Origin of the sequence: Pseudolysobacter antarcticus, from assembly GCF_004168365.1 — a bacterium.
GTDB lineage: Bacteria > Pseudomonadota > Gammaproteobacteria > Xanthomonadales > Rhodanobacteraceae > Pseudolysobacter > Pseudolysobacter antarcticus.
The window spans coordinates 4352170-4373104 of record NZ_CP035704.1 but is presented as its reverse complement, the minus strand read 5'-3'; the positions used below and the strand labels follow the sequence as shown (position 1 = coordinate 4373104).

Below are 20935 nucleotides of genomic sequence, written 5' to 3'. Positions count from 1 at the left end.
CAAATACCTGTCGAGTTTGGATTGACTAGCTCCCTCTTTGCCCGTCACTTCCTAGATTTGACGGAAAGTTCACCAGCATTCTTGATCGCTGCCGCCTCGCTCTCCGAAAGGGACACGGTGACAAATCCTTCCTGCGCATTCGTTAGAGAAACTTTCCAACGAACGTTAAGCACCTGCGCATCGTCAACTAGAATTTTGTCACTTCGATCGTGAGCCATTACCCTGATGTGCGCGCCAGGCATGACCAAGTCTGAATTCGTAACGTAGAGTTCGACATTTTTGCGATAGCCGGAAGGGTTTGCAGAAAGCAAAGGGGAGTTCACGTTGAAACTCAATATTCGCCAAGAGCCTTTGAGCAAGAGAGCTCCAATCGTAATGTCACCATTCCCGTTTTCAAAATGCCTGACGTACGCGACTCTTGCCAACAAGCCTCCATCACGCGGATCGTAATCACTTCGGGAGCCGGCTTCCAACGACTTAAATGCCCCAAGCTTTGAAATTATCGCCTTGGACATGGCTACAAACGCTTCCAGCGAGATATTTTTCTTTGCTTTCTCGTCAAGAAGTGTTTCGTATGCCGTTGCCTCGGTGCCGTTTGACATAGCTTCAAATAAGGAGCTGCTTAGATGATTGACCTCGGATTCCGTTTTTTCGAAATCAAAGTTGGCAGGAATGCCAGGCGAGCAACCAACGAGAAGTATGACTGTCAGAATTATCAGAGATTGGATGCGGCGGATTCTGTTCATAGGTCTTGAGACAAAGTTTGTGTGAAGTGCATGACTCTTGAGCCAAACAGTGGCTGCCAAAACGAGTTGGGATTTACTTTAGCGTGATCCAGCCTTAGTGCCCAAGACTTGGTTTCCATATGGCTCGCAAAAGCTTCCACAGAACATCACTGTATTTGGCCGAATAGGAATCATCCTTGCGCGACGTACTGGGTGTCGCAATGCAAATGCTGTGACAAGATGTGTCGCTAGCTCTTGTCCGCCTCGAACAACCTTTCCAGATCGACCAGCGCATCCTTGGCGTTTTGCATCAGTGCGGCCTCGTCGTCGAATACCAGATATTGCGTTTTCAACAATTCCTCGTCGTGCTTGCGGAACGTCTCGACGCGCTCGGCGGCGATTTCCGGCGTGAGTCCCAAGCCGACCAATACCTGTTGCGTCAGTACCAGGCTGGAATGAAACGTCTCGCGCACGATGCCGTCCATGCTCAGGTCCATGAGCTTGAAAACGTGCTGGCGATTGCGCGCGCGCACGTAAATTTTCAGATGCGGATAGATGCGTTTTACCAGCCGGGCCGTGCGGATGCTGGTTTCGGCGTCGTCGGTGGTGAGTACAAAAACCTCGGCCTTGTCGGCACGCGCGGCGCGCAGTAATTCCGGCCGGCTCGGATCACCGAAATAAATCGTGCTGCCGAAACGGCGCGAGAATTCGACCTGCTCGGCGCTGTGTTCGAGCGCGGTAAACGAGATGTGCTGCGCGCGCAGAATACGCGCCACGATCTGGCCGACACGGCCAAAACCCGCGATGATAACGCGCGGATTTTCATTGTCGATTTCATCGAACGGTTGTTCCGGCGCAGCCGGGCGCTTGCTCAGCAGATTGCTGAGACCCATCACCACCAGCGGTGTCGCCGCCATCGAAAGCGTGATCACGACAACAAGCAGATTGTGCAGTTCGGCACTGAGCAAGCCATCGCCTTCGGCGAGGCTGAAAACGACAAAACCGAATTCGCCGCCCTGCGCGAGTAGTGCGGCAAGTTGCAGCGAATGGTCCTTGTCGAGCTTGCCCGAATGGCGCCCGACCAGAAACAGCACAATCGCCTTGATCGCAAACAGTGCTAGGAGCAATCCGCCGATCAGCCACGGCTCGCGCAGGATTAGACTCAGATCGACTGACATCCCGACGCTGACGAAAAACAGACCGAGTAGCAGGCCCTTGAACGGATCGATCTGCGCTTCGAGCTCGTGACGGAATTCCGAATCGGCCAGCAGCATGCCGGCGAGAAACGCGCCAAGCGACATCGAGATGCCGGCCAGCTGCATCACCCAAGAAATGCCGATCACCACCAACAGTGCGCTGGCGGTAAATGTCTCCAGACTTTTCGCGCGCGCCACCGCGCGGAAGAACGGACGCAACAACAAGCGCCCGCCGATCACCACCACTGCGATCAGACCGATTACACGCAACGCGGCGAACGGATCGGGTGCGGCGTTTGGCTGGTTGTCTCCGAGCAGCGGCACCAGCGCGAGAATCGGAATCGCGGCGACGTCCTGAAATAGAAGAATCGCAAAACCGAGCCGGCCGTGCGGCGATGAAACTTCCTTGCGCTCCGACAGAATCTGCAGATCGATCGCGGTCGATGACAAGGCCAAACCCAAGCCCAGCACCAGCGAAAGTTTCCAGTCGAGGCCGAACAGCATCGCCGCGGCGCCGATCAACAGCGCCGACAGCACGACCTGCAAACTGCCCGAGCCGAACACGGTGCGCCGCATCACCCACAAGCGTTGTGGCGAGAGCTCCAGGCCGATCACGAATAGCAGCATCACCACGCCGAATTCGGCGAGATGCGATGACTGCTCGGTCTGCGTGAACAGGTGCAAACCTTGCGGCCCGAGCAGCAGCCCCGCCCCGAGATAGCCGAGCACGGCACCAACGCCGGCGCGTTTCGCCAGCGGTACGGCGATGACCACGGCGACCAGGTAAATCACCGCGATTTGTAATGTGGATGTGGATTCCATCAGATCTGTCTCCGGTCGATCTTGATTATAGAGGCGTTGCGCCGGAAAACATCGCGGTCGATGCGCGGCGACTGATTGATTACAGCGCGATGCGCTCGAAATATCGCGTGTCGCAGTATTTGAGATCGGCGCTACGCAGAATTCGCAAACTCGATCAGGAGAATGTGATGCCCCGCAAAAATCCTTCGCCAGATTCACGCCAGCGTCGCCACAACCAAACCATTCGTATCGATATCGTCGCCATGCATCGGCTGATTTACGCGTGGCTTGCGCTCGGTACGATCGCGGTGATCTTCGTACCGGCGTTGCGTGGCTACGATGCGTGGATCGGCTGGCTGCCGTTCTGGCTGATCGGCGCTCCCTTGATCAATCTGCTTGCCTTGCACCCGCATCGGCTGGCGGCGCTTTCGCAGCGACTCCTCGTCGGTCTGCGTCAGCGTCGTCAGGCGGTTTCACGGCGAAATCAGGCTAAGAACCTGTTCAAAGTCTTTTGAGCAGTAGCGTGAGGAAGGCAAGGTGAATGAACTGGAGGCTGGTATTGAGCTTGCGCTCGCAGTTCTTCCAGAGTCGTCGGCATTTCTCCAACCAGGCGAAGGAGCGCTCGACCACCCACCGCTTCGGGATAACGGCGAAGGTATGCAATTCATTGCGTTGGGCGATCTGCACGGTGGCACCGATGGCGCCTTGGACCGCTTCGGCAAAGGGCTGGCCGACGTAGCCGCCATCCGCTAGGACACTTTGTACCCGATGTAGGTTTGCCTGACATCGATCTATCGCCTGCAAGGCGCCCTTGCGATCGGTGACTTCCGCTGTAGTCACCGCAATAGCGTGAGGCAGTCCCTGCGTATCCACGGCAATATGCCGCTTGATCCCCGAGACCTTCTTGCCGGCATCGTAGCCCTTATGCGTCGCCGTGTCGGTGTTCTTTACGCTTTGTGCATCAACGATCAAGAAGCTCGTCATGGCGTTGCGCCCCTGCTTGATACGCACCGCGCCCACCTGATTTTTTTAACGCCCGCTCCAGCAGGCTGATGCCGTTCTCGTCAGGCTCGCTCCAGATCGAAAAGTACGAATGCACCGTTCGCCATTTCGGAAACTCCGTGGGCAGCATGCGCCACTGGCAGCCGCTTTTGAGGAGGTAGCGGACCGCGCAAAATACCTCGTACAGATCCACCCGACGCGGGCTGGTCTTCTTGCGTGCGCTTTCCAGCAAAGGATGAATTTGCTCAAACTGGGCGCGACTGATGTCACTCGGATAGGTTGATCTCATTCCGCCAGTATCAGCACGCCGGTCTCATAGATTGAGACTTTGAACAGGCTCTAAGCCGCTGCGTCGGATACGAAACACAAATCCGGCGCGTGCACCACAACGTTCCCTGCATGCGGCGCTGGCGGCGCTGCTCAGCATCAATGTGCGGCATTGAAGATCGCACGTGACTAAACGGGCTGGGTTGAAGCGCGATCGAAATAGCAAATACTAGTCGGTAATGCCGAGGCGTTTGCGTTCGAGGCGGCGCATGAATTCTTCCATGATGCGGCGATACAAATCGGCACCGAGATACGCATCCTCGATGCCGGCATCGATCGATGGATTGTCGTTGACTTCGATCACGACGATGCGCTCGCCGACTTGTTTGATATCGACGCCATACAAACCGTCGCCGATCGGCGCGGTGGCTTTCAGTGCGAGTTTGATCACATCGTTCGGCGCATCGCGCACGGGGAGCGTCTTGAATCCGCCCGAACGCTGCGCGGCATTCGCGCCGTGGTTGTAGATTTGCCAGTGGCCGCGCGACATGTAGTACTGGCACGCGTACAACGCCTGGTTGTTGAGTACGCCAACTCGCCAGTCGAATTCGGTAAACATGAATTCCTGCGCGAGCACGAGCGCAGTGTGCTGGAACAAATCGTCTGCCGCAGTTTTGAGTTGCTCCGGCGTTTCGACCTTGTGGATACCGCGCGAGAACGAGCCATCGGGAATTTTCAGCACGATCGGAAAACCGATCAGCTCCGGCAATTCGGCCAGACGCTTGGCGTCGTCGCGATATAAAACTTCGGTGCGCGGCGTGGCGAGCTTGCGCGACTTCAGCAGGTCGTGCAGATAAATTTTATTCGTGCAGCGCAGGATAGACGTTGGATCGTCGATCACCACCATGCCTTCTTTCTCGGCCTTGTTGGCGAAGCGATAGGTGTGGTTGTCGAGCGCCGTGGTTTCGCGAATGAACAAGCCGTCGTATTCGGCGAGTCGCGCGTAATCGTTCTTGGTGATCGCATCGACTTCGATGCCGAGTTCCTTGCCGGCCTCGATGAACTGTTTCAGCGCACGTTTGTTCGACGGCGGCATCGGATCGGCGGGATCGTGCAGCATCGCGATGTCGTAGCGGAATTTCTTGCGTGTACGCGGTTTGCGCCAGAGTTTTTTCGAGAACTTGTCCAGCGCCTGCGCGAAGCCGTCTTCCTGCGGATCGGTCAGTGTATTCAAGCTGGCCGGCTTGATCGCGCTGATCTGCCAGAGTTTCTGGCGTTCGAATTCAATGCGCAGAATCGGGCACGGAAAAGTTTCAAACACCTGCCGCATCAGGTCGCTCAGCGGCGTGTAGCTGGTCTCGCCGAAATACACGAGAACGCTGAAATCGGTGGTGTCGCGCTCGCCCTCAGGCAGATATTTTTGCAGCTTCTGATTGAGGTCATCAATGTCGATGCCATAGATCGAGCGCCGACGCAGATCATTGATCGTGCGCACCGACGGAATCACCTTGTGTCCGCGCGCCTCGGCCAGCAACGAGACGTAATAACCGATCCCGAGATATTTGTAGCTGCGACACAGATTAATCACCTGCGTGCGCTCGTCGTCCTCGGCGCCGACCGGCTCCTTCAGATAATCCTGCGCTGTGACGACATTGTCCGACGGGTAATACGAACCCCAGTCCGACGCTTTTTCGACGACAATGACAAGCCGACTCATGCGCTAGCGGAGACCGGTGAAAAGGTGGCGGGCGGAGGCTCGTTCATGCGCTGGCGTGGCTGTGATGGAGGCGGGTGGCGGCAAGTTTGACATAGCCGCAAAGCCATGACATCAAGCAGAATGCCGGCGAGAAAAACACGCCCGGCAAACCGAAAAAGAAGCAGACTGCGCGTTGCCAGATGAACCAAGACCGAACCGAATCACGAATTTTGCTACGCCGTGGCCGCGCCGAAGATCTCGATGCGATGGTCGCGCTCGAGCGTCGCGCTTTCACTGGCGATCACCTCTCGCGCCGCCAGTATGCGCACCATCTGCGCAGCCACTCCGCCGAGGTTGTCGTGGCGATGGCCGGCGCGGTTTTGTGCGGCAAGGCGCTGCTGTTTTTCCGCCGCGGCCAGGATATCGCGCGGTTGTATTCGATCGCCGTGGCGCATGAGGCGCGCGGCCAAGGCCTCGGCGAAAAATTGTTGCTGGCCTGCGAGCACGCCGCGATTGCGCGTGGCTGCAAGCGACTGCGCCTCGAAGTGCGCCAGGACAATCCCGGCGCACAACGTTTGTACGAGCGTCTGGGTTATCAACGTTTCGGCGCACGCAGCGGTTATTACGAAGACGGCGCCGACGCGTGGCGATATGAAAAAGCGCTCAGCTTGAAGGACTAGCTTGCTCAAGCCGATGAGCGCGATTGTGTTCGTCGCCGTGCGATCATGACTGAAGTTTCCCGCTGATTGAGATAACTCATCGTGTATCGTGGTGGTTTTGCAGCGTGGCTGATTCCAGTTTCCGTGCCGTCAACACGCCTATGCTCGGTTTTTCCTTCGGAGAGAGTTTCATGTCGCATTCGATTACGCTGCGTCCGCTGCCGATTTTTACTTTCATCGCGATCGGTTTGCTTGCCGCTTGCGCCGGCAATTCGGCGCGCGACAAACCCGTCGCACCCGTTGTCGCGCCGCTGCCGAAGCCGCCGATCGCGGCGCTGAAACCCTACGAAATCAAATCGCCCAACGGCATGCGCATCGACAATTATTATTGGCTGCGTGACGACACGCGCAGCAATCCCGACATGCTCGCGTATCTGAAAGCCGAGAACGATTATTACGCATTGATGAGCGCGCATTCCAAGCCGCTCGAAGACAAGCTGTACGGCGAGATCGTCGGGCGCATCAAGCAGGATGACAGCAGCGTGCCGGCGCGGCATCGGCATTTTTTCTATTACACGCGGTATCTCGAAGGCAGCCAATATCCGCTGTACGCGCGCAAGAAAGACAACCTCGCTGCGCCCGAACAAATCGTGCTGGACGGTAGCGAACTCGCGAAAGGCCATGACTTTTTCCAGATCGCGAGTTGGCAGATCAGCCCGAACGAACATCTGCTCGCCTACGCCGACGACACCACCGGGCGGCGCCAGTACACGGTGCATTTCAAGGATCTCGATAGCGGCAAGATCCTGCCCGATGAAATAAAAAACACGCCGGCATCGATGGCCTGGGCCGACGACAACAAGACCGTGTTCTACGTCGAAAACGATCCGATCACCTTGCTTACCGTGCGCGTGAAAAAACACGTGCTCGGCAGCAGCAGTAGCAGCGACAAGGTGGTCTACGAAGAACGCGACCCGAGTTATTACATGGGCGTGGGCCGTAGTGGCGACGAAAAATTCGTGATGATCGACGAGCACAGCACGTTGTCGGCGGAAGTGCGTTTCCTGCCGGCGATACAGCCCAGCGGTAAGTTTCGCGTGCTGCTGCCGCGCGAGCACGATCACGAATACGGCGCCGATCACATCGGCAATCACTGGATCGTGCGCAGCAACTGGAACGCGAAAAATTTCCGATTGATGCAACTCAATGATGCCGACGTCGGCAGCAAGCAACGCTGGCGCGAAATCGTGCCGGGTTCGGACAAAGTGCTGATCGAGAACTTCGCGTTGTTCAAGAATTACCTCGCGATCGGCGAGCGCAGCGACGGTTTGCAGCGCATCCTGATCAAGCCGTGGAAAGACGGCAAGGAGTCGTTCGTCAAATCCGACGAGGCCGCGTACAGCGCCACGCTCGGCAACAATCGCGAGCAGGATAGCGATTTGCTGCGTTACGACTACACCTCGCTGACCACACCGAACACGGTCTACGACATCGACATGCAAAGCGGTCAACGCACGCAGCTCAAGCGCGATGTCGTGCTCGGCGATTTCGACGCCAACAATTACGTGACCGAAAGAGTCTGGGCGCCGGCGCGTGATGGTATAAAAGTGCCGGTGTCACTGGTGTATCGCCGGGGTTTCAAGAAGGACGGAACCGCGCCGTTGTATCAGCACGGTTATGGTTCGTATGGCATTTCCAGCGATCCGCGTTTCAGCGCGGCGCAACTGAGTTTGCTGGATCGCGGTTTTATCGTCGCGATCGCGCATGTTCGCGGTGGTGAAGAGCTCGGCCGGCAGTGGTACGAAGACGGCAAGCTGCTGCACAAGAAAAACACCTTCACCGATTTCATCGACGTCAGCGAATATCTGGTCGCGCAAGGTTATGCCGCGAAAGACAAGGTATTCGCGGTTGGCGGCAGCGCCGGTGGATTATTGATGGGCGCGATCGCCAACATGGCACCACAGGATTATCGCGGCATCGTCGCGCACGTGCCGTTCGTCGATGTGGTCACGACCATGCTCGACGAAAGTATCCCTCTCACCACCAACGAATTCGATGAGTGGGGCAATCCCAAGCAGACCACGTTTTACGATTACATGCTGTCGTATTCGCCGTACGACAATGTTGCGCGCCAAGCATATCCGCCACTGCTGGTGACGACCGGCTTATGGGATTCGCAAGTGCAATATTACGAGCCGAGCAAATGGGTGGCGAAGTTGCGCGCGATGAAGACCGATCAGAATCCGCTGCTGTTCAAGGTCAATATGGAAGCCGGCCACGGCGGAAAATCCGGCCGCTTCGAGCGCTATCGCGAGACCGCGCAGGAATATGCGTTTGTGCTGGATCAGTTGCAGGTTGCGCAGTAGCGGCGCGCTGCTTTTTGCTTGTCATTGACCAGCCAAGCTGGTCAATGACGGTTCGTTTTGTTTGCTTGGTGCCGACCCTTACCACCCCGCCGCATGCAATTTTTCCGCGCTAGCTGCATCCGCCGGGCGCGCGATCAATCCACCGAGCGGACTCAAGCTGACTTGATAACTCGTGCCGTCCAGCAGCGGCAAATACGCCGCGCTGCCGTACTCGGCATCGATCCACGGCAGCCATTGCGGGAAACGTTTTTTCAGTTGCCACAGGTCGACGATATTGTCGGCGGATAACGCTTGCGCGGTCGGTGTCGTGCTGGTGGTTTGGGCGATGTCGCGATAACGACCGCTGATGCGTTCGAGTCGATACAGCGGCTGCGCGCCGAGCATCACCGCGCGCGGTTGCCACTTGATCACACGCGCATCGATCTGCCATTCGTCACCACGCAGATCGGCCTGCTCGCTGCGGCCGTCGGGCAATTCCAGTACGAGCGCGAAATGTTGCGCATCGAGTTGCCGCACGTCGATTTTCGCTACCGGCGTTTCTTCGATCAACCGGTGATAACCGATCAGCGCGGTGCCGAGTCCGGCGCTGCCGATCGCGATCAGGAAAAATATCACCGCCCACAGTAGTCGATGCATACCGCGGGCGTGATGTCGCTGCCGAAAATGGCGTCGCCCGGCCCGTACATGGCCGATTGCAAATAGCAGCACCAGCAACGCAAAACCGTACAGCACAAGATTGATCGTGGACATGGCTTATTGACCGCAGTGTAGATAACGCGACGATCATAACGTGCTGCCGCGTGATACGCAGCGCGGCGGCGCGGATCGTCAGCTACATGTAGTAATAATGCACGACGTGGAAAAAAATCGGTGCGGCGAAACACAACGAATCGATGCGATCCAACACGCCGCCATGGCCTTCGATCAACGCGCCGAAATCCTTGATGCCGCTGTCGCGTTTGATCGCCGACATGCACAGACCGCCGGCGAATCCGGCCAGCGCGATGAGCAGGGCGATCGCACCTGCGGCCCAGACCGAAAACGGCGTCATCCAGCACATTGCCATGCCGATCGCGCTCGCGCCGAGCACGCCGCCGACAAAGCCTTCGACGGTTTTGTTTGGACTCAGTTTCGGCACGATCTTGTGTTTGCCGAACAGCTTGCCGAACACGTATTGCAGTACGTCCGAGAGTTGCACGACGACCACAAGAAACAGCAACAGCTTGGCGTTCTGGCCGGCATAACCGTCGATATCCAGCATCAGTAGCGCCGGCGCGTAGCTCACGCAATACACGCACACCATGATGCCCCATTGCGTTTTTGCGGTGCGTTCGAGAAAGTCGCGCGTGTCGCCGGCAATCGCAGCGCGGGCCGGCAAAAACAGAAAACCGTAGACCGGAATCATGATCGCGAACATGCCGTACCAGCGCATGTTCACCAGTACATATTGCAGCGGCAGGATCACGAAAAAACTCCACAGCAACGGTTCGTGATCAGCGCGTCGTGTGGGTGTGAGCGTGACGAATTCGCGTAGCGCGAGCAGCGAGATCAGGCCGAACAGGATCACCGCGTCGATCAGCCCGGTCGACAGCGCGGCCATGAACACGATGCACATCAGCCACCACGCCCGGATGCGCGCGTTGAGATTCGCGACCGTGGCCTGTTGCGGCAGGCTCATGCTGCGCAACGACAGCACATAACCGATCAGGCTCGCGATAATCAGCAAGCCGAAAATTGCGCCGAGCAAGATCAACAACTGCGGATCATGCAGATTCATGGCGCGAGCTCTTCCAGCGCCTGGCGGGCGCGCAGCAGGAAATCGTCGCGCGATTCCTCGGAAGCGATGCACATCGGCGCACCGAAAATCGCCGAGCACAACAGCGGTACGATCATCAGGCTGCCCTTCGGCAAAATGCGATTGAGGTTTTCCAGATACACCGGCACGAGTGCCACATCCGGCCGTTGCCGCGCGAGGTGATACAGCCCGGACTTGAACGGCGCGATGCTCTCACCTTCGCCGCGCGTGCCTTCGGGAAAAAGAATCAATGCATCGCCCGTATCCAGCGCATCCAGCAGCGGCTGCAGCGGCGCATTACGCTGCTCGCGCGATTGCTGCGGATTGCGATCGATCATCAGTACGTTGAATACGCGTTTGGCCAGATAACGCCGCAGCGCGGATTTCTCCCAGTAGTCGAGCGCGGCCACGGCGCGTGTGCGCGGACGCAGCAACGGCGGCAGGCTGGCCCAGATCACCGCGCCATCGAGATGGCTCGAATGATTGGCAAAATAGATGCGCGCACCGGCTTGCGGCTCAGCGCGCCAGCGTGCCTGCACGCCGGTCAGCAGACGCGTGGCGCCGACAATCAGCGTGGTGGCGAAACGTTGCGTGAGACTCATTGTGCGGCCAGATCCCGCAGGATGGCGCGCGTACGCAAAACCACGGTGAGCGCGCTGCCGAATGTGACCAGTAGCAACGCGGCCAGCATCGTCCATTGCTGCCACGGCACCGGCAGGTCGGCGCAAAGAACCGCCGCAACAATGATCACGAGCATGCGTTGCTGTTTGGCGAACGGCCCGGAAAATCGCTGCGGCAATCCGCACGCGCCGCCGAGCACCCGCACGTAAGCTGTCATCACCGCGAACAACGCCGCGGCCCAGCCGAGATCGACCGCCCACGACCACGCACTGATGCTGTAGCCGACACCGAGCAAGGTGACGGCATCGGAGATGCGATCCGGCAGATCGTTGTAGACCGCGCCGCCGGGCGATTGCATGCCGCCCTCGACCGCGACTAGGCCATCGAGCAGGTTGCAGATCAGTCGCGCGACAATCAACAGTGCGGCAATCAGCAGCAGCATACGGCCCTGCCAGATCGCTGCGTGCATGCCGCAGAACAGGCACATCGCGGCGAGCAACGAACAGAAAATACTCGCGATCGAAATGCCGTTCGGACTCGCGCCCTGCGCTTGCAGCCAGCGCGCCGACGTATGTGCCCAACGGGTATCGCGCGAAGCTATCGGGCGTCTGTCCACCGCATGAATTCCCTGCCAAGTGAGGATGCGTCGTGCGACTGCGATCCGGGCATGCAGCTTAACGTGGAAATACTGCGGGGCGCGAGCCTGCGGCAGGATGTCGGCGCGATGATCTGGCGACGCGCGACAAGGCTATACTTGGCGAAACTTTCCGAAGGTAGTGTGGCCATGTCCAAGCGATTGATGTTTGCGGTGATGACGGTAATTGCGGGCCTGGCGCTGGGTGCTTGCGGCAACAAGGGCGCGCTGGTCAAACCGAAACCAGCGGCCACGACCACCGCGCCCGCACCGAGCAATCCGGCGACCAATCCACCGGCCAAACCCGATCCCGCGGCGACCGACAAGAGTCATCGCTGAGTAGCGATTTTCGCTTAGCGCGAGGCAGCATACGTGACTCTGCATTTCAGCAAGATGCATGGCATCGGCAACGACTTTGTCGTAATCGATTGTCGTGCTGCTCCGTTGGGCTTGAGTACCGCTGAGATTCGCCGTCTGGCTGATCGCCATCGCGGTGTGGGGTTTGATCAGCTGCTCACGATCGAGCGCGCGGATCGCGCCGATTGTGTGTGGCGCTACGACATCTACAACCAGGATGGATCGCACGCCGGCCAATGCGGTAACGGCGCGCGCTGCGTTGCGCTGTGGTTGCAGCGCGCCGGGGTTTTGCCATCGGGTACGGTTCGATTGCAAAGTCCGTCGGGCGTGATCGAGGTAGAAATGCGCGACTACAAAACCGTGCGCGTGGACATGGGTCTGCCGGAATTTTCGCCTGCACATATTCCGCTGCTGATTGATGCCGAGGCTGACAGCTACACGCTGGAAATCGCCGGACAGCGGCTGAGTTTCGGTGCGGTATCGATGGGCAATCCGCATGCGGTCATTCAAGTTGAGGATATCGCTGCGGCGCCGGTTGCCGCGCTCGGCGCCGCACTTGAACATTCCGCACATTTTCCACAACGCTGCAATGTGGGCTTTGTGGAAATTGTTGCACGCGATCATGTGCACCTGCGTGTATGGGAGCGCGGCGTTGGCGAAACGCTGGCCTGTGGCAGCGGCGCGTGCGCGGCAGTAGCGGTTTTACGTCGCCAGAAATTGGTCGATGAAAAGGTGCGTGTGAGTTTGCCCGGCGGCGATCTGCAGCTCGAATGGCCCGGGCCGGGTCGATCGATCCATATGAGCGGCGCAGCTGAATTCGTATTCGAAGGAGAGTGGTTGGCATGAACGAGATCCCGATCAAGGAAGGCCCGAACGCGATGGAAGTGGCGAGTTATCTGCGCCGTCATCCAGAATTTCTCAGCGAATATCCCGATATCACGCTGAGTTTGCTGGTGCCGCGCGAGCAGGGCGAAACCACGTCGCTGGTGAGTTACCAGCTCGAAGTATTGCGCGACAAGAATCGCGAATTGCAACGGCGTTTGCGCGATCTGTCCGAGGTCGCCGCCGAGAACGAATTGCTCACCGCGCGCGTGCATGCGTTCACGCTCGGCCTGATGCGCGAGCGCACGTTGGCGGAGACGGTGCATCGTGTTGCCGCGGCCTTGACCGAGGATTTCCACACCGAGCTCGTGCGGCTGGTGTTGTTCCGTGCCGATGGCGACTTGCCCGCGACCGACTGGTTGCAGGTCGAGCCGCGCGGTGCGGCGGCGCTGCCGGTGTTCGCCGAATTCTTGCGCAGCGGCGAGCCGTTGTGCGGCAGATTGCAGCAGGAAAAACTCGATGCATTGTTCGCTGCGCGCGCCGAAGAAGTGCGTTCGACCGCGCTGTTGCCGATCGGCAGCAGCGGCATGCTCGCGGTCGGCAGCCATGATGCCAATCGGTTTCATCCGGGCATGGGCACGGTGTTCCTGAAACTCATGGCGGCGGCGGTAGATACGGCGCTGGCGCGGTTTCCGATCAGCGCATGAGATGAGCGCGCCGCTCGCCACGCGCATCGAGCCGTTTCTCGAATATCTGCGCGCGCGCGGCAATGTCGAGGGCACGATCGTCAACTACCGGCGCGAGCTCGCCACGCTGCTGGGTTTCATCGAATTGTCGGGCCTGCAGGGCTGGGCGCAGGTTACTGACGAGCACATCCGCCAGCTCATCGCACGCAAACATCGCGAAGGCCGTGAAGCCGGCAGCCTGCATCATCTGCTCGCTGCGTGCCGCGCGTTTTTTCGCTACCTCGCGCGCGAAGGCGAGGTCACACGCAATCCGGCCGATGGCGTGCGCGCGCCGAAACTGATCCGCAAATTGCCGCAGGTGCTGGATGTCGATGAAGCCGCAGCGCTGGTTGAGATTCCGACCGACGGTGCGGAATCGGTGCAGGATCGCGCGATGCTCGAATTGTTCTATTCCAGCGGCCTGCGCATCGCCGAATTGATCTCGCTCGAATGGGGTGCGCTCGATGCGGCCGAAGGCATGTTGCGCGTCACCGGCAAGGGCTCGAAAACGCGCATCGTGCCAGTCGGGCGCAAGGCGCTCGCCGCGCTCGCGAACCTGCGCGAGCAGAATGCCGGCGGCAACGATGAACGCATTTTTCCGGGTCGCAACGGCGCGCCGATTTCGCAAAGTGCGGTGCGCACGCGCCTCAAGCAATGGGCGAAGGCGCAAGGTATCCAGAAGCGTGTGTATCCGCATTTGCTGCGCCATTCGTTCGCTAGTCATCTGCTCGAATCGTCGGGCGATCTGCGTTCGGTGCAGGAGATGCTCGGCCACGCGGACATCAGTACGACGCAGATTTATACGCACCTCGATTATCAATATCTCGCGAGGGTTTACGACGCTGCGCATCCGCGCGCAAAACGTAAATCCAAGGATTGAGTGTGACGGAAAAAAATCTTGCACATGACGCCGCGACTTGTTTTCGGCGTAGTCGCCCATAACATCTGAAACTGCTGCATCGTGCTCAAAAAACACGGCGATAAAGCACCGCTAACGACCAGGAATAAAGGCCAGACCATGCAACAGTTTCACGGCACCACGATTGTTTCGGTACGCAAGAACGGCAAGGTCGTGATCGGCGGCGATGGTCAGGTCACGCTCGGCCATACCGTGATGAAAGCGAACGCGCGCAAGGTGCGACGGCTCGGCAAGGGCGACATTCTCGCCGGTTTCGCCGGCGCCACGGCGGATGCGTTCACCTTGTTCGAATTGTTCGAAACCAAGCTCGAAAAACACGGCGGTCAACTCGTGCGCGCAGCGGTTGAACTGGCGAAGGATTGGCGTACCGATCGCCGCCTTGGCCGGCTTGAGGCGCTGCTCGCGGTGGCTGATCACAGCAGTTCGCTGATCATCTCGGGCAACGGCGATGTACTCGAGCCCGAGAACGGCGTGATCGCGATTGGTTCGGGCGGCCCGTATGCGCAGGCCGCAGCGAAAGCGCTGCTCGAAAACAGCGATCTCGATGCGCGCGGCATCGTCGAAAAGGCGCTCGGCATCGCCGCCGATATCTGCATCTACACCAATCACAACATCACCATCGAAGAGCTTTGATTGGCGCATCGAGCGGCGTCGCAAACGCGGCGCGGCAGATGCGTCTTGTCGATGAAAATCATGGAACAGAAAATGTCTGAAATGACTCCTCGCGAAATCGTCCAGGAACTGGATCGCTTCATCATCGGCCAGAATCCGGCCAAACGCGCGGTCGCGATCGCGCTGCGAAATCGCTGGCGGCGCATGCAACTCGAACCCGCACTGCGCGACGAAGTCACGCCGAAAAATATCCTCATGATCGGCCCGACCGGCGTCGGCAAAACCGAGATCGCACGGCGCCTCGCGGCACTCGCCAACGCGCCGTTCATCAAGGTCGAAGCGACCAAGTTCACCGAGGTCGGTTACGTCGGCAAGGATGTCGAATCGATCATTCGCGATCTCGCCGATGCGGCGTTGAAAATGACGCGTGAACGCGCCAAGTCACGTATCCGCAGCCAGGCCGAGGAAGCCGCGGAAGAACGCATTCTCGATCTGCTATTGCCGCGCCGTAACGCACCCGGGTTCGCCAACGAACCGATGCCGACCGACACACGCGATAACGAAACGCGGCAGAAACTGCGCCGGCAATTGCGCGCCGGCGAACTCGATGATCGCGAACTGGAATTCGAAGTGCAGATGAATGTCGGCGTCGATATCCAGACGCCGCCGGGCATGGAAGAAATGGCCTCGCAACTGCGCGGCATGTTCCAGTCGATGGGCAGCGGCAAGACCCAGCAGCGGCGCATGCCGGTAAAACTCGCGCGCAGCGTGCTGGTCGAGGAAGAAGCCGGCAAGCTCATCGACGAGGAAGAAATCAAGCAGCAGGCGATGCATGCGTGCGAGCAGAACGGCATTGTTTTCATCGACGAAATCGACAAGGTTTGCCAGCGTTCGGAATGGGGCGGCGCAGGCATTTCACGCGAAGGCGTGCAGCGCGATCTGCTGCCGCTGGTCGAAGGTTCGGCGGTGTCGACCAAACACGGCATCATCAAGACCGATCATATTTTGTTCATCGCCTCGGGCGCGTTTCATATCGCCAAGCCGTCGGATTTGATTCCCGAATTGCAAGGACGTTTTCCGATCCGCGTCGAACTCAGCGCGCTGACCGTCGATGATTTCCGCCGTATCCTCAGCGAGCCACACAATGCGCTGACCAAACAATACAGCGCATTGCTCGCGACCGAAGGCGTCACGCTCACTTTCAGTGACGACGGCGTGCGCCGACTCGCCGAGATCGCGTTTCAGGTCAACGAGCGCACCGAAAATATCGGCGCGCGGCGGTTGCATACGGTGCTAGAACGCCTGCTCGATACGCTGTCGTTCGAGGCGCCGGATCGCAGTGGTGATACGCATACGATCGACGCGGCCTATGTCGATAAACATCTCGCCAGCCTTGCCGAAAACGAAGATCTGAGCCGATATATTTTGTAGCTAGGCGATCTTGTGCTGGCGCGATCAGACCGATGCGGTACTGATCACGCCAGCCGCCGCTGCGAGCTTGCCACTCGCATCCATTTTTTCTCCAGCCGCCTTGCGCTCGGAATAACGATCGGTCAATTGCGCGGTATGCGGTCGCGTGAGTATCGTGAAGCGCACCAACTCTTCCATCACATCGACGATGCGATCGTAATAGCTCGACGGCTTCATGCGACCAGCGTCGTCGAACTCCTTGTACGCCATCGCCACGCTCGACTGATTCGGAATCGTGAACATGCGCATCCAGCGCCCGAGCAGGCGCAGCGTGTTGACCGCGTTGAAACTTTGCGAGCCGCCGGATACTTGCATCACCGCGAGCGTGCGGCCTTGCGTCGGTCGCAACGAGCCCATGCTGAGCGGCAGATGATCGATCTGCGCCTTGATCAAACCGGTGATCTGACCGTGACGTTCGGGGCTGCACCAGACCTGGCCCTCCGACCACAACGAATGCTCGCGCAATTCTTGTATGGCCGGGTGCGCATCGCCGGCAACCTGGTCGGGAAATGGCAAGTCGGCCGGATCGAAGATGCGTGTTTCGGCACCGAAAAACTGCAGCAGGCGTGCGGCTTCTTCGGTAGCGAGCCGTGAGAACGAACGTTCGCGTAGCGAGCCATACAACAACAGAATGCGCGGCGGCGGATCGTTCGGCCCGAGCGACCACGCCGGATTTCGCTGCGCATATTTCGCGTCGAGCGCGGGTAGGATAGCGGGATCGCTAAGCTGGCGAAGTTGCATGAAATCAGACCAGCCGCTGGCCGTTGGCATCGATCACGACCTCGCCATCTTCCTTGCTGAACGCGGCTTGCTGCGGTTTCGGTAGCAGCTCCAGCACGAGTTCGGACGGACGACACAGGCGCACGCCCAGCGGCGAAACCACGATCGGGCGATTGATCAATATCGGATGCGACAGCATCGCATCGATCAGTTGGTCATCGCTCATCGCGAGATTGTCCAGACCAAGTTCGAGAAACGGCGTGCCTTTCTCGCGCAGTAGTCCGCGCGCGGAAATCTGCATGCGTTCGAGCAACGAAACCAGCGTCGTGCGGCTTGGCGGCGTCTGGAGATATTCGATTACCTGCGGTTCGATGCCGGCGTTTCGGATCATTGCCAACGTGTTACGCGAGGTACCGCAGGCAGGGTTGTGGTAAACGACGATATCGGGCATGGCAATACTCGTTTATGCGGAATGAATGAACGGGTCATGCGGTGTTCGCGACAGACGGACGCAGCCATCGCGCGGCCATCAGTACGAGCGCGGTCGCGACGAGTTGAGCCGCGATAAAACCGGGCACGTCGGCGGGACGAATGCCGGCGAAAGTCGTCGTCAATGCACGCGCGATAGTGACCGCAGGATTGGCGAATGAGGTCGATGCGGTGAACCAGTACGCCGCCATGATGTAGCTGCCGACCAGCGCTGGAATCGCATCGGCGCGCGCACGCAAGCCGAGCAGGATCGTGACCAGCAATCCGGTCGTTGCGATGATTTCGCTGAGCCATTGTCCAGCGCCCGCGCGCGGCTTGATGCCGACTTGCAGCATCGGTAGATCGAACATCACATGGACCAGCCATACGCCGATGATCGCGCCGGTAATTTGCGCGGCGATATAGGCGAATAACTGCACACTCGAACTCTCGCCGCGCCACCACATCATCAGGCTGACCAGCGGATTGAAATGCGCGCCGGAGATCGGGCCCAGCAGCGTGATCAGCACATACAGGCCCGCACCCGTGGCGAGCGAATTCGCCAGCAGCGCGATGGCGGCATTACCGTGCGCGAGCTGCTCACCCATGATGCCGGAGCCGACCACGATCATCAGCAGCGTCGCCGTGCCGGCGAATTCCGCGAGCCATTCCTGGCGCGACATCAGCGCGTCGCCTTGCGCACGCGCGGCCGCGATTTTTTGGCCGGTGCGCAGGGTTCGGCGCACAGTTGCGGTTGGCCGCCGCAACAGTTTTCGGTGAGGTAGGCGATCAAGGCGTTCATCGTCGCGAAACTCGCGGCGTAACGCACAAAACGTCCGTCGGGTTCGCTCTCGACGAGTCCGGCGTGGCTGAGTTCCTTCAGGTGAAACGACAGCACCGCGGGCGAGATACCGAGCGCTTCGGCGATGCGTCCGGCAAACGCGCCATCGGGTCCGATCTCCACCAGATGACGGAAGATCGTGAGGCGCGAACCCTGCGCGAGCGCAGACAAAGCCTTGAGTGCGGATTTTGTTTCCATATTTCTATAATGATAGAAATATGGAAACGATGCAAATTCACCTGCATTGCCGGGGCGATGTTCAAAGCAAAGCTCCGTGCGCAATCCGCAGCGCTACGTTACTCTTGCGCACCGCGATTTTGCCCATGCCCGGAGTGGCTCATGCGTTGGACCGAATATCGTGTGCACCTGATCTTGCTGCTGCTGTTCGCGGCCGCGATTGTCTGCATGCGGCTGCATACGTATTCCGAGCCGCTGGAACGCGATCTGGATATCTACGCGTGGATCGGCCATTACCTGTTGCAAGGTCGGTCGCTTTATACCGATCTGGTCGACATCAAGCCGCCCGCCGTCTTTGTGACTTATGCGCTGGCCGAGTTCGTCGTCGGCATGGGGCCGGCGCAGGCGTATCTGCTTGGTGTGGTGGCGGCGATTGCGACGCTGCTCGGATTGTATTGGCTCGGTGCGCGTTCTTTACAGCGCCCGTGGCTCGGCATCGCGGCGGCGGCGTGCTGGACGTTGTTGTGTTCCGATCTCGACGTGCAGGCGAATCAGCCGAACACCGAAGTATTCATCAACGCCGCGATGGTCTGGGGCGTGGCGCTGTTGTGGGGATTGCCGGCGCAACGAATCGCGCGCACGCAAACCATCATGTGCGGGTTGTTGTTCGCGCTGGCGAGTCTGTACAAGCCGGTAGTGATTGCGCCCGTGGCATTGCTCGCGTTGGTGCATCTGGCGCGCACATTCCCGCTGGTCGAAGCACGGCGCAATGGATTTATCCAGATCGCACTGATCGCGGCGATCGGCGCGATCAGCTGGGCTTTGCTGCTCGGCTGGTTCTGGTTGAATGGTAATTTTGCCGAAGCGTGGCAAATGCTGTTCGTCTATCCCGGCGAATATGTGCGGCATGCCGGTCGCGGCTGGGTCGCGAACCTGCTCAGTGCTTACAGCGCTGATTATCTGTTGCCGCAATTTTTCATTCCGCATGCACTGATATTGTTTGCGTCGGTAGCGGCGGCGCTGCTGGGGCTGGGCGGTGATCGGCGTCAGCTCTGGCTGGGTTATCTGGTCTGGCTGCTCGGTACGCACATCGCGATGGCGATGCCGGGGCGGTTTTTCCCGCACTATTATCAATTGTTGTTGCCGCTGGTGTGTTTCGCCGTGGCCTTGATGCTGGATGCCTTGCGCGACAAACGCATCGGCACGCTCGCGCTGATTGTTTTCCTCGCTGCATGGGGCGGATACCGTGTGCTGCCGCAATACCGGCTCGATGCGCGCGCATGGAGTGATCGCAAATACGGCTCGACCTTTGTCGATTGCGCCGATCTCGGCTTGCAGTTGCGTTCGCGGTTGAAGCCGGAGCAAACCCTGTTTGTATACGGCATGTTGCCAGGCATTTATCGTTACGCCGAAAAAGAACCACCCACCGGCGTGATGAATCTGTGGCTGACGTTTGGCAACTACGGTTACAGTCTGAGTCCGCGGCTGTCGAGTTTGGTTCTCGGACAGCTGCAGAAAAAGCCGCCCAATATGGTGGTGATTGATGACTACACCTGGCAACTGGCCACGCCTTCCGAGCCGATCCGACAATGGCTGCAGGCCAATTATCGCGTGATCGGCAGCCAGTTCGGCATGGGCCTGGCGATACCGCGTGAAACGACTTCCACCCCTTCCGATACATCGATCACACCTGCGCCATGAGCAACGCTCCACGAGTTACCAATATCGTCCTGCATCGTGCCTCGCACGCGCTCGAAGTCAGCTTCGACAGCGGCGAAACTTTTCGTCTGCCGTGCGAATATCTTCGCGTCCATTCGCCGAGCGCGGAAGTGCAAGGCCACGGCCCGGGCCAGCGTGTGCTGCAACTGAACAAGCAGCACGTCAACATCAGCGCGATCGAGCCGATGGGCAACTATGGCGTGCTGCTGCGCTTCGACGATGGCCACGATACCGGCATTTTTTCGTGGAGCACCTTGTACGATCTTGGCATCCATCAGGTCGAATATCAGCAGCAGTACCTTGCGGCGCTGGAGCAAGCCGGGCATGCGCGTGGGTCGTAACC

General features: G+C 59.0%; 23 protein-coding genes. 11 read left to right on the top strand and 12 right to left on the bottom strand.

The genetic code is table 11. The features are described from left to right. Positions 1–44 precede the first annotated feature (44 nt). Both ELE36_RS18800 and ELE36_RS18795 read right to left on the bottom strand, forming a co-directional pair. Entirely contained in the window at positions 45–746 is a 702-nt protein-coding gene (locus ELE36_RS18800; protein ID WP_129836039.1) for a hypothetical protein, read from the bottom strand. Between the two features lie 227 nt (positions 747–973). Continuing rightward, positions 974–2743 carry a monovalent cation:proton antiporter-2 (CPA2) family protein gene (locus tag ELE36_RS18795; RefSeq protein ID WP_129836037.1) on the bottom strand — a complete coding sequence of 590 codons (1770 nt, stop codon included), beginning with the start codon at positions 2741–2743 and terminating at the stop codon, positions 974–976. A gap of 167 nt (positions 2744–2910) precedes the next feature. Here ELE36_RS18795 and ELE36_RS18790 point away from each other — a divergent pair, with 167 nt between their 5' ends. After that, the gene (locus tag ELE36_RS18790) at positions 2911–3237 is read left to right on the top strand and encodes a hypothetical protein (protein ID WP_129836035.1); all 327 of its coding nucleotides are present in this window, start codon (positions 2911–2913) and stop codon (positions 3235–3237) included. Here ELE36_RS18790 and ELE36_RS18785 read toward each other — a convergent pair. Both ELE36_RS18785 and ELE36_RS18780 read right to left on the bottom strand, forming a co-directional pair. Continuing rightward, positions 3224–4013 (bottom strand): IS5 family transposase gene (locus ELE36_RS18785; protein WP_129832135.1). Its coding sequence is split into 2 segments (ribosomal slippage): positions 3224–3752 and positions 3751–4013, totalling 792 coding nucleotides; the frame shifts between segments, so codons are not numbered across the junction. The genes ELE36_RS18790 and ELE36_RS18785 overlap by 14 nt on opposite strands. A 207-nt stretch (positions 4014–4220) precedes the next feature. After that, positions 4221–5708, bottom strand: a complete 1488-nt coding sequence (locus ELE36_RS18780) for a RimK family protein (RefSeq protein ID WP_129836033.1) — start codon at positions 5706–5708, stop codon at positions 4221–4223. A gap of 179 nt (positions 5709–5887) precedes the next feature. Here ELE36_RS18780 and ELE36_RS18775 point away from each other — a divergent pair, with 179 nt between their 5' ends. After that, complete coding sequence (locus ELE36_RS18775) at positions 5888–6367, top strand: GNAT family N-acetyltransferase (protein WP_129836031.1); 480 nt, start codon at positions 5888–5890, stop codon at positions 6365–6367. A 170-nt stretch (positions 6368–6537) separates the two neighbouring features. Further along, on the top strand, positions 6538–8712 hold the full coding sequence (locus ELE36_RS18770; protein WP_129836029.1) for a S9 family peptidase: 2175 nt from the start codon (positions 6538–6540) through the stop codon (positions 8710–8712). Positions 8713–8790: 78 nt separating this feature from the next. Here ELE36_RS18770 and ELE36_RS18765 read toward each other — a convergent pair whose 3' ends face one another. From ELE36_RS18765 to ELE36_RS18750, 4 genes are all read right to left on the bottom strand, one after another. After that, positions 8791–9462, bottom strand: a complete 672-nt coding sequence (locus ELE36_RS18765; protein WP_129836027.1) for a hypothetical protein — start codon at positions 9460–9462, stop codon at positions 8791–8793. Between the two features lie 82 nt (positions 9463–9544). Then, positions 9545–10489: a phosphatidate cytidylyltransferase gene (locus tag ELE36_RS18760; RefSeq protein WP_129836025.1), complete on the bottom strand. Its 945-nt coding sequence runs from the start codon at positions 10487–10489 to the stop codon at positions 9545–9547. Beyond that, complete coding sequence (locus ELE36_RS18755) at positions 10486–11109, bottom strand: lysophospholipid acyltransferase family protein (RefSeq protein ID WP_129836023.1); 624 nt, start codon at positions 11107–11109, stop codon at positions 10486–10488. The genes ELE36_RS18760 and ELE36_RS18755 overlap by 4 nt, the downstream gene beginning before the upstream one ends. After that, positions 11106–11744, bottom strand: coding sequence for a CDP-alcohol phosphatidyltransferase family protein (locus ELE36_RS18750; RefSeq protein WP_207215820.1), 639 nt, complete (start codon positions 11742–11744; stop codon positions 11106–11108). The genes ELE36_RS18755 and ELE36_RS18750 overlap by 4 nt, the downstream gene beginning before the upstream one ends. Before the next feature lie 168 nt (positions 11745–11912). On the opposite strand from ELE36_RS18750, the gene lptM reads away from it, so the two are divergent. From lptM to hslU, 6 genes are all read left to right on the top strand, one after another. Then, positions 11913–12101 (top strand): LPS translocon maturation chaperone LptM, encoded by a 189-nt coding sequence (gene lptM / locus ELE36_RS18745; RefSeq protein WP_129836019.1) that lies wholly within the window; start codon positions 11913–11915, stop codon positions 12099–12101. 33 nt (positions 12102–12134) lie between these two features. After that, positions 12135–12965 carry a diaminopimelate epimerase gene (gene dapF, locus ELE36_RS18740; RefSeq protein WP_129836017.1) on the top strand — a complete coding sequence of 277 codons (831 nt, stop codon included), beginning with the start codon at positions 12135–12137 and terminating at the stop codon, positions 12963–12965. Then, a complete protein-coding gene (locus ELE36_RS18735; protein ID WP_129836015.1) occupies positions 12962–13648 on the top strand; it encodes a DUF484 family protein in 687 nt (228 codons plus the stop codon). The genes dapF and ELE36_RS18735 overlap by 4 nt, the downstream gene beginning before the upstream one ends. A gap of 1 nt (position 13649) precedes the next feature. Then, positions 13650–14546: a tyrosine recombinase XerC gene (locus tag ELE36_RS18730; RefSeq protein ID WP_129836013.1), complete on the top strand. Its 897-nt coding sequence runs from the start codon at positions 13650–13652 to the stop codon at positions 14544–14546. Positions 14547–14684: 138 nt separating this feature from the next. Then, the gene (hslV, locus tag ELE36_RS18725; RefSeq protein ID WP_129836011.1) at positions 14685–15218 is read left to right on the top strand and encodes an ATP-dependent protease subunit HslV; all 534 of its coding nucleotides are present in this window, start codon (positions 14685–14687) and stop codon (positions 15216–15218) included. An 81-nt stretch (positions 15219–15299) separates the two neighbouring features. Continuing rightward, positions 15300–16628, top strand: coding sequence for an ATP-dependent protease ATPase subunit HslU (gene hslU, locus ELE36_RS18720; RefSeq protein WP_207215957.1), 1329 nt, complete (start codon positions 15300–15302; stop codon positions 16626–16628). A 24-nt stretch (positions 16629–16652) separates the two neighbouring features. Here the strand turns inward: hslU and arsH are convergent, their stop codons facing one another. Genes arsH through ELE36_RS18700 form a run of 4 tightly spaced genes read right to left on the bottom strand, consistent with a single transcriptional unit; the run spans position 16653 to position 18894 of the window. Then, the gene (gene arsH / locus ELE36_RS18715) at positions 16653–17408 is read right to left on the bottom strand and encodes an arsenical resistance protein ArsH (protein ID WP_129836007.1); all 756 of its coding nucleotides are present in this window, start codon (positions 17406–17408) and stop codon (positions 16653–16655) included. Positions 17409–17412: 4 nt separating this feature from the next. Continuing rightward, complete coding sequence (arsC, locus tag ELE36_RS18710; RefSeq protein WP_129836005.1) at positions 17413–17838, bottom strand: arsenate reductase (glutaredoxin); 426 nt, start codon at positions 17836–17838, stop codon at positions 17413–17415. 34 nt (positions 17839–17872) lie between these two features. Beyond that, positions 17873–18538: an aquaporin gene (locus ELE36_RS18705; RefSeq protein WP_129836003.1), complete on the bottom strand. Its 666-nt coding sequence runs from the start codon at positions 18536–18538 to the stop codon at positions 17873–17875. Further along, positions 18538–18894 carry an ArsR/SmtB family transcription factor gene (locus ELE36_RS18700; RefSeq protein ID WP_129836001.1) on the bottom strand — a complete coding sequence of 119 codons (357 nt, stop codon included), beginning with the start codon at positions 18892–18894 and terminating at the stop codon, positions 18538–18540. The genes ELE36_RS18705 and ELE36_RS18700 overlap by 1 nt, the downstream gene beginning before the upstream one ends. A 141-nt stretch (positions 18895–19035) precedes the next feature. On the opposite strand from ELE36_RS18700, the gene ELE36_RS18695 reads away from it, so the two are divergent. Together ELE36_RS18695 and ELE36_RS18690 are read left to right on the top strand one after the other, a co-directional pair. After that, on the top strand, positions 19036–20574 hold the full coding sequence (locus tag ELE36_RS18695; protein WP_129835999.1) for a hypothetical protein: 1539 nt from the start codon (positions 19036–19038) through the stop codon (positions 20572–20574). Further along, entirely contained in the window at positions 20571–20933 is a 363-nt protein-coding gene (locus ELE36_RS18690) for a gamma-butyrobetaine hydroxylase family protein (RefSeq protein ID WP_129835997.1), read from the top strand. The genes ELE36_RS18695 and ELE36_RS18690 overlap by 4 nt, the downstream gene beginning before the upstream one ends. Positions 20934–20935: the final 2 nt, after the last annotated feature.

Bases quoted from the DNA above. Each gene is read 5' to 3' on its own strand.
- ELE36_RS18795 (WP_129836037.1), bottom strand. From the start codon at position 2,743: ATGGAATCCACATCCACATTACAAATCGCGGTGATTTACCTGGTCGCC.
- hslU (WP_207215957.1), top strand. From the start codon at position 15,300: ATGACTCCTCGCGAAATCGTCCAGGAACTGGATCGCTTCATCATCGGC.
- arsC (WP_129836005.1), bottom strand. From the start codon at position 17,838: ATGCCCGATATCGTCGTTTACCACAACCCTGCCTGCGGTACCTCGCGT.
- ELE36_RS18755 (WP_129836023.1), bottom strand. From the start codon at position 11,109: ATGAGTCTCACGCAACGTTTCGCCACCACGCTGATTGTCGGCGCCACG.
- ELE36_RS18775 (WP_129836031.1), top strand. From the start codon at position 5,888: ATGAACCAAGACCGAACCGAATCACGAATTTTGCTACGCCGTGGCCGC.
- ELE36_RS18735 (WP_129836015.1), top strand. From the start codon at position 12,962: ATGAACGAGATCCCGATCAAGGAAGGCCCGAACGCGATGGAAGTGGCG.
- ELE36_RS18780 (WP_129836033.1), bottom strand. From the start codon at position 5,708: ATGAGTCGGCTTGTCATTGTCGTCGAAAAAGCGTCGGACTGGGGTTCG.
- ELE36_RS18700 (WP_129836001.1), bottom strand. From the start codon at position 18,894: ATGGAAACAAAATCCGCACTCAAGGCTTTGTCTGCGCTCGCGCAGGGT.
- ELE36_RS18730 (WP_129836013.1), top strand. From the start codon at position 13,650: ATGAGCGCGCCGCTCGCCACGCGCATCGAGCCGTTTCTCGAATATCTG.
- ELE36_RS18695 (WP_129835999.1), top strand. From the start codon at position 19,036: ATGCGTTGGACCGAATATCGTGTGCACCTGATCTTGCTGCTGCTGTTC.
- hslV (WP_129836011.1), top strand. From the start codon at position 14,685: ATGCAACAGTTTCACGGCACCACGATTGTTTCGGTACGCAAGAACGGC.
- lptM (WP_129836019.1), top strand. From the start codon at position 11,913: ATGTCCAAGCGATTGATGTTTGCGGTGATGACGGTAATTGCGGGCCTG.
- ELE36_RS18800 (WP_129836039.1), bottom strand. From the start codon at position 746: ATGAACAGAATCCGCCGCATCCAATCTCTGATAATTCTGACAGTCATA.
- arsH (WP_129836007.1), bottom strand. From the start codon at position 17,408: ATGCAACTTCGCCAGCTTAGCGATCCCGCTATCCTACCCGCGCTCGAC.
- ELE36_RS18760 (WP_129836025.1), bottom strand. From the start codon at position 10,489: ATGAATCTGCATGATCCGCAGTTGTTGATCTTGCTCGGCGCAATTTTC.
- ELE36_RS18790 (WP_129836035.1), top strand. From the start codon at position 2,911: ATGCCCCGCAAAAATCCTTCGCCAGATTCACGCCAGCGTCGCCACAAC.
- ELE36_RS18705 (WP_129836003.1), bottom strand. From the start codon at position 18,538: ATGTCGCGCCAGGAATGGCTCGCGGAATTCGCCGGCACGGCGACGCTG.
- ELE36_RS18765 (WP_129836027.1), bottom strand. From the start codon at position 9,462: ATGTCCACGATCAATCTTGTGCTGTACGGTTTTGCGTTGCTGGTGCTG.
- ELE36_RS18690 (WP_129835997.1), top strand. From the start codon at position 20,571: ATGAGCAACGCTCCACGAGTTACCAATATCGTCCTGCATCGTGCCTCG.
- ELE36_RS18770 (WP_129836029.1), top strand. From the start codon at position 6,538: ATGTCGCATTCGATTACGCTGCGTCCGCTGCCGATTTTTACTTTCATC.